The 11,278-nt window shown below is 46.7% G+C and carries 15 protein-coding genes; 2 read left to right on the top strand and 13 right to left on the bottom strand.

What is annotated here, in order from left to right; genetic code table 11:
• Positions 1–23: 23 nt before the first annotated feature.
• Together otsB and VLX91_15555 are read left to right on the top strand one after the other, a co-directional pair.
• The gene (gene otsB / locus VLX91_15560) at positions 24–797 is read left to right on the top strand and encodes a trehalose-phosphatase (protein HUI31627.1); all 774 of its coding nucleotides are present in this window, start codon (positions 24–26) and stop codon (positions 795–797) included.
• A 316-nt stretch (positions 798–1,113) separates the two neighbouring features.
• On the top strand, positions 1,114–1,497 hold the full coding sequence (locus tag VLX91_15555; GenBank protein HUI31626.1) for a YciI family protein: 384 nt from the start codon (positions 1,114–1,116) through the stop codon (positions 1,495–1,497).
• A 128-nt stretch (positions 1,498–1,625) separates the two neighbouring features.
• Here the strand turns inward: VLX91_15555 and VLX91_15550 are convergent, their stop codons facing one another.
• The 13 genes from VLX91_15550 to VLX91_15490 form a co-directional block, all read right to left on the bottom strand.
• Complete coding sequence (locus tag VLX91_15550) at positions 1,626–2,036, bottom strand: hypothetical protein (GenBank protein HUI31625.1); 411 nt, start codon at positions 2,034–2,036, stop codon at positions 1,626–1,628.
• Positions 2,037–2,076: 40 nt separating this feature from the next.
• The gene (locus tag VLX91_15545) at positions 2,077–2,631 is read right to left on the bottom strand and encodes a YdeI/OmpD-associated family protein (protein HUI31624.1); all 555 of its coding nucleotides are present in this window, start codon (positions 2,629–2,631) and stop codon (positions 2,077–2,079) included.
• Entirely contained in the window at positions 2,624–2,887 is a 264-nt protein-coding gene (locus tag VLX91_15540; GenBank protein ID HUI31623.1) for a hypothetical protein, read from the bottom strand. Before VLX91_15540 ends, VLX91_15545 begins: the two co-directional genes overlap by 8 nt.
• Positions 2,888–2,936: 49 nt before the next feature.
• Positions 2,937–3,644, bottom strand: coding sequence for an acyloxyacyl hydrolase (locus tag VLX91_15535; protein ID HUI31622.1), 708 nt, complete (start codon positions 3,642–3,644; stop codon positions 2,937–2,939).
• Between the two features lie 1,127 nt (positions 3,645–4,771).
• The gene (locus VLX91_15530) at positions 4,772–5,185 is read right to left on the bottom strand and encodes a hypothetical protein (protein ID HUI31621.1); all 414 of its coding nucleotides are present in this window, start codon (positions 5,183–5,185) and stop codon (positions 4,772–4,774) included.
• Between the two features lie 239 nt (positions 5,186–5,424).
• A complete protein-coding gene (locus VLX91_15525; protein ID HUI31620.1) occupies positions 5,425–6,069 on the bottom strand; it encodes a hypothetical protein in 645 nt (214 codons plus the stop codon).
• Positions 6,066–6,245 (bottom strand): hypothetical protein, encoded by a 180-nt coding sequence (locus VLX91_15520; GenBank protein ID HUI31619.1) that lies wholly within the window; start codon positions 6,243–6,245, stop codon positions 6,066–6,068. The genes VLX91_15525 and VLX91_15520 overlap by 4 nt, the downstream gene beginning before the upstream one ends.
• Before the next feature lie 21 nt (positions 6,246–6,266).
• Positions 6,267–7,160, bottom strand: coding sequence for a hypothetical protein (locus VLX91_15515; GenBank protein HUI31618.1), 894 nt, complete (start codon positions 7,158–7,160; stop codon positions 6,267–6,269).
• A gap of 173 nt (positions 7,161–7,333) precedes the next feature.
• The gene (locus tag VLX91_15510; GenBank protein HUI31617.1) at positions 7,334–7,744 is read right to left on the bottom strand and encodes a hypothetical protein; all 411 of its coding nucleotides are present in this window, start codon (positions 7,742–7,744) and stop codon (positions 7,334–7,336) included.
• Positions 7,745–7,988: 244 nt separating this feature from the next.
• A complete protein-coding gene (locus tag VLX91_15505; protein ID HUI31616.1) occupies positions 7,989–8,492 on the bottom strand; it encodes a hypothetical protein in 504 nt (167 codons plus the stop codon).
• 200 nt (positions 8,493–8,692) lie between these two features.
• The gene (locus VLX91_15500) at positions 8,693–9,250 is read right to left on the bottom strand and encodes a hypothetical protein (GenBank protein ID HUI31615.1); all 558 of its coding nucleotides are present in this window, start codon (positions 9,248–9,250) and stop codon (positions 8,693–8,695) included.
• A 220-nt stretch (positions 9,251–9,470) separates the two neighbouring features.
• Positions 9,471–10,061, bottom strand: a complete 591-nt coding sequence (locus VLX91_15495) for a hypothetical protein (GenBank protein ID HUI31614.1) — start codon at positions 10,059–10,061, stop codon at positions 9,471–9,473.
• A gap of 207 nt (positions 10,062–10,268) precedes the next feature.
• Positions 10,269–11,231 carry a hypothetical protein gene (locus VLX91_15490; GenBank protein HUI31613.1) on the bottom strand — a complete coding sequence of 321 codons (963 nt, stop codon included), beginning with the start codon at positions 11,229–11,231 and terminating at the stop codon, positions 10,269–10,271.
• Positions 11,232–11,278 lie beyond the last annotated feature (47 nt).

The following is an 11,278-nucleotide window of genomic DNA, read 5'->3' as shown; positions in this document are numbered from 1 at the left end:
AACTATACTGAAAGAGACTTTGCATGTCACCTCGGAAATTCACGAATAAGATCCTCGCGAAAGCCGCGGACGAAAACCCTGTTTTCTTCTTCGACTTTGATGGCACACTTGCAGAAATTGTTCCAACTCCGGAGGAGGCGGGTTTGACTCAGAAGGCAAAGCGCGTCATCGAGGAGCTTGGGAAGAATTTTCCCATCGGAATCATAAGCGGCAGAAAGCTCTCAGACCTCAGAAGACTCGTTGGGATTAACGGAATTTATTATTCGGGAAACCACGGAGTTGAAATCCAAGGACCCGGCTTGAAGTTCGTCGAGCCGAATTCCGCAAAGTCTTCAGGCTACATTACTTCGCTTGGGAAAAAAATCAAGAGAGTTCTTCGGCCTTACCGGTCACGAGTAAACTCGAAAAAATATTCCATTTCTATCCACTACCGGACTGTCGAGCCGACAAAGGTAAAACCGCTTTTGCGGGATTTGGACAAAATTATTTCCGGCCCTGTCCGCAAAGGCAGGATAGATGTCTTCCACGGGAAGAAGGTGGTCGAGATAAAAGCGCCCGTGGAGTGGGACAAAGGTAAAGCGATTGAGTTGATATTAAAAAAGTTTGGCAACCAGGGAACTCCTATCTTCTTTGGCGACGATACAACTGACGAATTCGGCTTCAAGAAAGTCAACAAGATGGGCGGGATAAGTATCTTCGTAGGCAACAAGCACCACAGCACTGCCGCAAAATACGAAGTAGAGTCGCCTGCGGAATTGGTGGATGAGCTTGCGAAGTTTGTCGCAGAGATGAGATAAGTGGCGACGGCCCGTCCGGACGATTGTCTCAGTCCTGCCGCTATCAATTCGTATCAAACGAAATTTACTTTTATTTTCTATCGCATAGGGAAGGGGATCGTAAAGAGAGCGGCATAGACTTAATGGCATACGGAGAATCTCGGCATGGACATACTCCGGGCAATAATCGAGTTGATCATGCCGACGCATATTTAATCAGAATCGCCTTTGTGTGAGTTATCTGGCATTATCCATGGCGCAATTCAAATGGAACTCTTGTGTATTGATGGTGGTTGAATACAAAAACATCCTGCGCTTAATGAAAGGAGTGAAACTGATGAAGGAATTCATGTTACTTATACGCAACCATCATGATCACCAGGCGAATTGGTCACCTGAACGTGAAAAACAATTTGTGGAGGAGTGCAGAGTATACATAGATGATCTGACAAAACAGGGAAAGCTGATCTCCGCGCAGCCGCTCGCGAGAGAAGGAAAAATGATCTCCGGCTCGAATGGAACCTGGGACATCGGACCATACAGCGAATCCAAAGAAGTGATCGTTGGTTACTATCATGTCCGGGTAATGGACATCGATGAAGCCATAGCAATCGCCAAACGCAATCCGGAGTTCGAATATGGAACCACCGCCAGAATTGAAGTTCGCCCGATCAAGATGAAAGAGGAGAACATTCAATATACCTATCCCGCGAAGAAATAGCCGAGCACGTTCATAGAACGCCGTCAGGGATTACCGTCAAGCCGTCACCTTCTTAGGTTAACGAACGTCCAAACACATTGTTGCACGAAATTTAGGAACCAACCAGTGTTCGCAAGCTGGCGGCCGCCTCACTTACGCCGAATTCTCGTCTTCCTGGGTAAATGTTTTACGGGTCTGCGTTGTGTTCGTTTATTATCGGTCCTGGGTCTCTCGTGGTGAGGCTGATATACTCCGAGGTTGCCTCCGCTCGGCAATGTGAGCTCTGTAAGCAGTCCCCAACCCCGATTCTCGACAGGACTGTACAGAATGCCGAGCTTCTCCATCTCGGAAACAAATTGATCGACGTCTTCGCACATTAGATACAATTCATGAATGCTGTTTTTGTCTGACGGATGGATTGCAACTTCAGAAGGTGGGAGTGCAAAAATGAGCCAGCCATCGCCGGCATCCACATTGGACAATTTCAGCACATCTTTGAAGAAGGCGCGATCGGCATCAGGATTTTTGCTGTGTATGATGCAATGGGCACCTATTAGCATAATATTTCCTCTTATAACGTAGTCACTGACTTGAGAACTTCTACATAAATCTCTTTTTTGTTTTCATATATTCCATTATCAATTCTATTCTTTTGTTTCTGGTCTCTTCCTTCTTAGCTGAGAAATAAAACAACGAGTAATGTTTCTTTAACGATTCGCTTAACCTATCGAATTCAGTGAGGCTTCTTAATTTATTTTTCAATACACTTCTCAACCCGCTGACGTTAATAATCTCTTCTCTTTCGTCTCCTTTTTCCCACTGACCGTTACTCTTTGCTTCTAGAATTGTTTTCAATCCGTGTCGCGTCATTAGTTCTTGCTCGATTAATTCTTCCGCTTTTTTCCGGTTCGTTTCGGACCATTTGCTGTTTGATCTCCTCCTGCAAAACTTTCTTACGTAAATCTTTTCGTCGACCTTCTTTATCAGAGAATCGATCCATCCAAAACATAATGATTCTTCGATGGCATCATCATATGTTATCCCTTTTGTCCCGTCTTTATAAAATTCTATCCATATCGGTTCATTCGTCGAACAATTCTTTTGGAGCCAGTTATGATATTCTAGCCTTGTCTTAAACCTAAGTCTTTTATCCATCAACTAATCTCCGACGATCGCCCGCGTCTTCCGATTCAATGAGAAGCTCCCATCTGTCGGCTTGTGCGTCGTATGTGAAGAGATTTCTGAAGCCTCCTTCCGTATAGGGGTACACAATCTCTATCTTCTCCGGTGACAGCGGCCCGATACCGACGACCCGTGCGCCTGCTCCGCCGAATGAGTCGAGCCAATGCGCAACGTATCGGTTCTTTCCTGAATCGAGTCCGATGTAGACGCTCGCTTCATATTTTGACAAGGAAGACGTGTCCATCATGTGCAAACAGTCTTGAAGATTGCCGGTCTGACTATGGCAGGCTTCTGCGCGGTTCGTAAGTGAAGCCGATGAAGAAGCCGTTGCTGTCGTGCGATGGGTTCCTATTCGATCCTTCAAGATTTCCGTTGGACACGTGGATATGCCTCACGCCAAACACGAGCGACGTCGATTTGTCCAGATTGACTCCAGACCCGATGCCATACTTTGACGTGGCATTCAAATAAGTGCCGAGTCGAGGGTCGGCATAAGTTGACTTCGGAAAATTATCAAAGAAATAAATCAAACCTGCTCCGCACTCAAAGTATAATCTCCAATTTTCCCCGTTCACAGGGAAAAATCTCGCGAACGGCCGTATTCCAATTCCTGCGGTATTGTTGTATTCGTCTCTGGGAAAATAAAAACTCAGCTCCGCTCCCGCTTGCATCCATCGCCGCAAACCGTAGGTGATGCCTATGTTATCTTGAAACAGGGTTGTGTAAGGAATCTTGTAACCCCACGATACTCCATCTTCATTATAGAATGAGTATCGGTTCGTTAGCGATGTGTCGTTATTTGTTAAGAGCAAACAGGCAGTGACTGCCGCTGCAGGAATAAGAAATCCGTTCGCTGCGTGGAGCTCCAACGGAGAAAAGCCCAACGGGTTATTATACCAGTGATCGCCAAAGGCAAATGATTGCGCCTCTGCCGCGCCGCTATACAGGCAGATAAGAAATACTGCAGAAGCTATTTTCTTTTTCATAAAAAAGTTATATCTGTTGGATCATGCTGTGTGCGAGCGGATTAATCGATGGGTAGTTTATCATGAAAATCACCGAGGTTAATCGTCATCTGCATTGTTGGTCTTTCGTAGTCTTGTTCTATGATGATGAGTGCCTTTAGCCGCCTGTCCCGCGAACTCGCAAACGCTGTCCGGGAAAGATTCTCGAAGTACTGTAAACAATTACATCTCTATCATTCTGTCAAGGAGATCTCATTAATGACTGTTTTAAGAATCCTTGCTTTGGTTTTCCTATCGTTTTTTTTAATCTTTTTACCTTCAATTATCTTTGTCGCTTTCCGAATTGAGCTCGCCAAGGCCGCAGAATCATGAAAAATGGCCGCTCTGCAGAAAAAGCTTCTCGATCTTCCATCGTCAAATTGTTCTATCATGGTCTCAAGCAAATCGATACGTTTCTTCTGTTGACTCATAAACTTCTTGATCCCGTGTTCCCTAATGAAACACAAATTCGGCAAAATTTTCCTGGATGATGGATACGAAGAAGACTCATTCGCTAGCCCGTATTCTTCGGCGCTTTTGAACTTTGCGCATGGAAAATCCGAACATTGCGAACAGACTTCAAGATTCTTGTTCTTTACACAACAGGTTATGAATGAACATGTCGGATGTTTGTCATGAAAGCCGGGACCAGCACACCCCGGGCATCTCGATGGGCCTACGGTGTAGAACCTTGGACATAAACCGCAATCAAGACCACAGACACCGATTGTCGGGTACTTCTTTGACGGATGCTTGCCCGCATCAATGTTTAAGTTTCCCATATCAATACCTCCGGAAAGTCTGGTTTGGAATTTCACAAATATGCAGTAAGAGAAGATCGGGGCTCGCCTCTCTAGGACATAAAATGTGTGCGCCGTGAGCCGATCCAAAATAACATCCCGTGATGATCGGCTTCCCGAACATCGTGTTCGGGAAAGCGATCCATGCCTGCCCTGATATGTTCTTGATCAGGGATAGCCTGTCCCGATGCCGCCTTGCGGCATCCCGCATACTCCTTTTCTAATAATAATGAGCGGGATATACTCTTGATCGGGAAGCGTCCTTTTTCTGGCCGTCAGGCGAAATTGTTTTGCCGTTTATGGTTTCCACTATGCTTTGATACTGTGCGCTCTCTCAAAGAGATTCGAGTATATAACAGCGGTTCTAAGATGTAAGACCAGCACCACCAGGAGAACCGTATAGAGTCGTTCAAGCACCATGATCCTGGAATTTGGCTCAACATACATGAACGTAGCATAGGCAATGGTGCCTATTGATAAAATACTCCATACGGTGCTCCATACTGGGCGATCCTTATTGAAACCAAAAAGACTCTTGCGACCAGGATATCCTGCCAGGCAAACGGAGGTGAAAATGATTGACGGTACACCAAACATCGACCAGAGAAGAAGATACTGCCAAATTGTTATCGTTAGCGAGTCAATTCCAATCGGCACGAAGACGAGCTTCTGGTCGGATTGGTACCAGTCGATAATGTTAAGAATCGGCGACAGGGCTATCATTACGAACGCGAATATCGCAAAGGTTGATTTTCGTCGAGGCGTATGAAGCAAGTCTAGCATCTTATCAAGTCATCCAAAACAATTGGGGCTGACGTCTGGCGGGACAAAGTCGTGGCACGCTCCTTCTTTATATAATGTGCGTGCCATGAAGCGATCCTTAAATAGCCTGTCCCGATATACTCCTGATCGGGAAGCGTCTTTCTTCCGCTTGTTATGCGTTCGTCGGTTTGCGTGATGGTTCATTTTACTGATGCACTCACTAAGACAGCCTTGGCGGCCAAGCAAAAGCGGCCGGAGTAAAACTGGTTTCCATTGTTAAGGTATTCCTCGAACATTACGAGACCGAGGCCCGGCTTGAAGTATGCGAAGACGCTGTCATAGCGCGAGAACTCTATACCCATCTGATACTTGATGCAATGCAGCGAGCCGTAGGGCACTGAGAGTTGGCAATCAGCCGCCCGAACACATGAGGAATCCCTGGGGTGAGTTTCCCAAGATTCACCTTCATTGGCCGGATACTTGAAGAAGAATACTTGGAATACTGTATCATGCGACGAGAGCCGCTCCCAAAGTCCATCGTTCTCATTAGCATAATACGTGAGGTATAAACCAGGTTCTGTGTCAATCCCGGGCAGCGTGGGAACAAGGTACCATGTTAGGCCCGCAATTGTAGTATCAATTTTGACAACTGCGGTGTCGAGATAGGACGATGTCTGATTGCCAGAGCTGTCAAACACGGTGACGCTGTAAACCCATTGGTTCCCAACGTGCAACGGAAGAAGTTGATTGGAGTTGCCATCTGACTTTGGACCAAGGATGCCCTGACATCCAGAGGCAGCCCAACTTAGGACAACGACCAGCAATAAATCGATACATGTTCTCACGTGTGCTCCCTTCCGGTTCGCGCAAACCGATGACGCATAACGTCCGCGGCAATCACGTTCGTGCCGTGCTCCTTGAAGCCCACTACGTGCGCGACATGAAGCGACCACGATATATACAGATGTGGAGCGTCTTTTTTCCGCGTGTTAGGCGAAGTGTGCGGCTTTAGACTATTCATTTTCTTTCTCGGTTGAACACATTAAGGCACCTTGGAAAAGATGCATCTTCTCTCGTCCCATAGATATTTGTATTGCTTTTTCGAGAGGACCTTCTCGGCTTTCAGGTCATAGAAATAATTGCTGTCTTTTGTTCTCAACCAAAGTTTAGTTGAAGCAAATGCTCCCCATTCAGCTTCGGGGATATTTATTATTTCCTTTTTTTCGCTTTCAACAATGTCCACAAAGCCGTCCTGGTTCAGATCAACGAAAGATATTTTTTGAACTTTCCATTTCGCGTTTTCTTCGTCTTCCGGTCGGTAAAATTCAAGCCTTATAAAATCGAAAAGATCCTGAAACTTCTCATCGCTTATTCCCACGAAAGCTTCATCTTCTCGGTAGTAACCCGTTGCATCAAAGGCTCTTTCGACTTTGATGACGCTATGATTGTTTAACTGGGTAAATTGATACAATCCCTCATCTCGAGAACTCAACTGAAGTGAATCGCAAAAGCGCGATTGGCCTGCTTCGAAGAGAAAAAGATCGAGTTCGCCTGTTCCATTTAATGTGGAATCGGTGAGCAAGTAGTATTCCTTGTCTCCCCTCATCGAATTAACTTTCCACAGATCGTAAGTGTAATCTGCGATCTCAAATCTCTCAATCAGGTTATCAGCAAAAAGGTTTCTTTCCATCCGTATTCGTGTCGTGTCAGAGTCCTCCAAGTATTCGAGATTCAAGAGACGCCGATGGCTAATCAAGAAGCCTAACGCGAACTTAAATTTCATTGCCTTTTCAAGCCTCTGGATTGCATTTGTTATTGAAGGTCTGGTCGAATCTGAACCTCCATTCCCGACACCTGCAACATTGCCTGATGACGGATACAGAATAGTTGAAAGGGAAATAAAAGAGAAGCATCGCAAAAGGAACTTGTATTTCATCAATTCACTTCTCATGGTTTACATCCATGCCGCGCATTTCGCCTAACGTGATGCGGGAAGAAGTCGTGGCGCTTCGCGCCATGAAGCGAGCTCGACATATAAAATTGGCGAGCGTCTTCTTCTCGCTTGTTAGCCGACGCGCAACTCCCTGAAGTAACCCGATGCCTTGACATTTACTGTACACTTAAATCTGCAGAAGCGAAGTGGGTGCCATAGTCCACAGCGAACGTATAGGACCCTGTCGGGAGGGGGCTGCCGGACGAGTCGGTCAAGCCGTGCGTCCATGCGTCGATTACTTTTGAGTCGCCAGGAGCCACGGGAACTAGGCCTATCAAATTACCGGTGGGAGCTTGACCAGAGTACATCACGGCACTAGAAGTATTCTTCAGAGACCATGTGATCAATATAGCGTCGCCAATAGCGACCGAGTCTGTCGCAGAACCGACATTATGAACACTCAACGTGAAATGTAGCGTATCGCCGGCAGTGTAGGTCTGCTTGGCAGTGGTTAGGATGTATTGTAAAGTACCTGAACCTGCAGAGACCGGGTTCTTGGTGCTGGTGCAACCAGCGGCCACCAGCATTAACGTCATGAAAATAAGTGCGTGCTTCACTGTATCCTCTTTATGTTGTGCTTCAGCCTAAACGCTTGTTAGATGTCGCGTGTCGGCTAACGTGTTGCCGGACAAAGTCGCGGCGCGATCCTTCTTTTATAATGTTCGCGCCGTGAAGCGAGCACCATAATATATAATAACCGAGCATCTCTTTTCTCGTTGTTATCTGCCGTTTGCACGGAATGGTGTCCACCATAACTTTGTGCGGAGGGTCTCATTGGATCACTGAGAAGGTTATCGTGGACACGGGATTTACTTTCGCCTCCTCAAATTGAGAAAATGATACGCTAGCTTGATAGGTACCCGCAGCTAGCATAACCTTCGGATTCTGAGCTGGAGTATTCGGAGCCTTCCAAGAGCCTGCAAGCGCCTTCCCAGGTGCTACGAAACCAGCGTTAACGTTCATGGGGAACACATATCCGTCAGTTGATGAAGCCACCACATTACCATCCTTTAGAATACTGAATATCACGGGAGGTTCTGAGTAATGATAGGTCAGCGTATCGTTGGTTGTGTTCACGACGGAAAAAGACATTAAAAACTGCTCGCCAGAGTGGAACACGGTGGCCACGTGCCCAGTCGTATCGGTGAGGGAAAACGTTGCGGTGAGTCCACCATTACCGTTGGACTTCGTCTTGAGAATGTCGCACCCAGCAATGAGGATAGCAATCAATGCGAGCGTTGTCATCATTTTCATTTTATCTATTCCTCCTTTCATTTATCACTCAGTGCAAATGGCAGATAACGTACCGCAGAAAAAAGTCGTCCCGATTGCCGCCTACAAATGTGCGTAGCTCCATGGCCTGCGGCAATCGGGATGAAGCGAGCTCCATCATATACATATACAATAATCGAGCGTCTTCTTTGCGGTTGTTATCTGTTCGTGGACGCCCGCGATGTTCCAAGAGGCGATTATAGCTAGAGGACAAAAACTTCACCGCTGCTCGCATCAACATTGATTTGGACAAAGACTGTCTTGTTATCGGTTGAGTAGTATGATACATACCAGAATGCCTTCGGATTCGGCACGACTGCTTCGCCAAGGGCGGCCATTATTATGCAATGCGGATTCTGCGTTCTGAACTGGGACCCGCCGTTTTTTTCTGCGACAGCGAGAGCGGAATCGCTATTGAACCATGTCTGATTTATGATTCCCATTCCTGGAAGTGCCGCGCCAGTGCTGTCGTATGCAACTCCACCTTCGTTTGCGTGGAACCAATAGGTCGCGTGAGGCGTCGAGGTCGCTACGTAAGCATACAGCCACTCCTCTGACGTGCCGTCAGTATTTACTCCACCAGTACCATTCTCAACTATCACCAACTGTAATCCTTTCCCATACGACCCTGCAAGCGAATTCACATAGGCTAGCTTGTACATCGCGGTATTCGCTGGCGCATTCGGACTTGGGCCGACTGATGTATGGCTGCATCCAAACAAAAGAATGGCGAAGCAGCACAACATGATTAATCCTCTCATATAATCCTCCATTTCTTGTTAACTTATAGCCCTTCTATTTCATGGTGCGGGCGTCCATGACAGATAACGTCTCGCGGAACAAAGTCGTGGCGCGTTCCTTCTTGATATAATGTGTGTGCCATGAAGCGAGTACGTTGCATATACAAATGTCGAGCGTCTTTGTCCCGCATGTTATGCGCAGCGCACCAGTCTCACAGGTATTTGCCCAGTCAATAGCATGTCAGCAGACTCGTTCTCGATGAGCTACGATCAGATTGATAAGATACTCAGACAATTCCATGCCGATCGCGCAAATTATACCTATTGCCATGCCATTCTTTACATATAAAATGCTCCATTCAAGAACCCTACCTGGATGAAGCCATACTTCTACGCCTGCCAGTGGTAGGAAAATGACGACCACCGCGTGAGCGAGTCCGACAAGCAGGACTGCCACGATGAGCCTTAGAATCGGAACATTAACGATGTGTCTGTTGACCACCAAAATGTAAAGATAGACAGCCAAGGTAAGCGCAATTACGTTCGAAGTGACCATGACGAAATTCCCCCGGTGGCCATATGGGAGCGGCACGACTAGCAGTGTGAATGCGCACCAAAGCATCTCAGCGACAACCACATTCCACACTCGCCCTGACATTAACGCCGCGTAAGCCAATGTGATTGTAACGCCATTCACTACGAACTCAAACCATAGCGATAATGGTTCGAAAGCGATAGATCCAAACGTGACATAACTAGTGACGATCACTATACCTCCAACCACGAGAATTCGCACAAATGCTGCTTTTAACATTTCGCTACCTGCAGCCATCGGAATGCCCTTCACAAAATTGATAGCATAGAGTTGCCTGTTTCGGCGCGTTGCACATAACGTCCCGCAGGAAGAAGTCGTCGCTCTCGCCCGCTATAAATGTCGCGTAGCGTCGAGACTTTGGGCGAGAGCAATGAAGCGAACACCATGATATATAATAATTGAGCGTCTTCTTCCTGCTTGTTAGCTGAAGCTGTTTTGCTTCCATTAAGAACGTCTTCCTCCCAGTTTGCCTACGGCCACCAGTTCTGGTGAAATTTCCAAGATTGATGGCTTCGCAACACTCTCCAAATTTGGTAGGGCTCGGTTGGATTCTGCAGCGACCTTGCAGGCTTCCCGCCACCTGAGGTCCCATAAATAGAGTTGGGCAGCAAACATTTGCTCGACAAAGAGAGAAAAACTCCATGCGAGCGAACACACTGGGATAAGTGCGTACCACACAGGATCTGCCAGCGCAAGGTTCCATTTCACGCTTACGACTACGAGAAACGAAGTCGGAATCATTAGCATCCATGTAGCAAAATCTGTCAAGACAAAGGCACTCGAAAAAGCGTTCACGTGTGTCTTAACCATATCCCTTCCGTATTTTATGGCAGAGGTTGGCCATAAATGATCCCACGCCACGGCAGGCAGCACAAGAAAGACCACCAGGCGGAGGCCCTTCTTCACGGCTTGATACAACGCTTGGGTGAAGTCTGCAGTTGATGTAAGTCCAGCTAACGCTTTTGTTGCACTATCTGCTGACGCTTGCTCGTTCGAGTCAGCTGAGCTTAATGGCTTCGAAAAGAACTCGACGATCGTAAGCCCAAACCAAACCAGTATCCACAACAAAATGACTGGGAATGCCTTGGGAAGATCCGGGAAGATAGCATGAAAAAAAGCACGGAAGATACTTATGTTTTCTCCTCTTTCCTGCTGACGAAGCATCTCAAGGAGGACAAGACAAGAGAAGCCAATTGTTGCAGAAAGGATCAAAATTGCCAACAGAGCAAATGCAAAATCTTTGAGGATGCCAGCCTGCTCCCAAGGAAACAAGAACTTAGCATAGAATGCTGTTGGCACGTAGATTAACCATGTCAACGCAAGTGGAACGTTCAATTTCGGAAAGCGACCGAGTATTGTCAGGCTCTCTCTCAGCAGCGTCTTGCCATCTTGAAAACCATACGACATTAATTCAGGCCTTTCATGATATAATAAGCAAAACAGTTTCAGCTAAC

This window comes from Candidatus Acidiferrales bacterium (assembly GCA_035515795.1).
Lineage (GTDB): Bacteria > Bacteroidota > Ignavibacteria > Kryptoniales > JAKASW01 > JAKASW01.
The sequence above is the reverse complement of the archived record's forward strand: the minus strand, read 5'-3'. Positions and strand labels throughout refer to the sequence as shown.

Coding starts and splice junctions, on each gene's coding strand:
- VLX91_15515 (HUI31618.1), bottom strand. CDS start 7,160: ATGAAATACAAGTTCCTTTTGCGATGCTTCTCTTTTATTTCCCTTTCA.
- VLX91_15505 (HUI31616.1), bottom strand. CDS start 8,492: ATGAAAGGAGGAATAGATAAAATGAAAATGATGACAACGCTCGCATTG.
- VLX91_15520 (HUI31619.1), bottom strand. CDS start 6,245: ATGAATAGTCTAAAGCCGCACACTTCGCCTAACACGCGGAAAAAAGAC.
- VLX91_15500 (HUI31615.1), bottom strand. CDS start 9,250: ATGAGAGGATTAATCATGTTGTGCTGCTTCGCCATTCTTTTGTTTGGA.
- otsB (HUI31627.1), top strand. CDS start 24: ATGTCACCTCGGAAATTCACGAATAAGATCCTCGCGAAAGCCGCGGAC.
- VLX91_15555 (HUI31626.1), top strand. CDS start 1,114: ATGAAGGAATTCATGTTACTTATACGCAACCATCATGATCACCAGGCG.
- VLX91_15545 (HUI31624.1), bottom strand. CDS start 2,631: ATGGATAAAAGACTTAGGTTTAAGACAAGGCTAGAATATCATAACTGG.
- VLX91_15490 (HUI31613.1), bottom strand. CDS start 11,231: ATGTCGTATGGTTTTCAAGATGGCAAGACGCTGCTGAGAGAGAGCCTG.
- VLX91_15495 (HUI31614.1), bottom strand. CDS start 10,061: ATGGCTGCAGGTAGCGAAATGTTAAAAGCAGCATTTGTGCGAATTCTC.
- VLX91_15510 (HUI31617.1), bottom strand. CDS start 7,744: ATGCTGGTGGCCGCTGGTTGCACCAGCACCAAGAACCCGGTCTCTGCA.
- VLX91_15530 (HUI31621.1), bottom strand. CDS start 5,185: ATGATAGCCCTGTCGCCGATTCTTAACATTATCGACTGGTACCAATCC.
- VLX91_15535 (HUI31622.1), bottom strand. CDS start 3,644: ATGAAAAAGAAAATAGCTTCTGCAGTATTTCTTATCTGCCTGTATAGC.
- VLX91_15550 (HUI31625.1), bottom strand. CDS start 2,036: ATGCTAATAGGTGCCCATTGCATCATACACAGCAAAAATCCTGATGCC.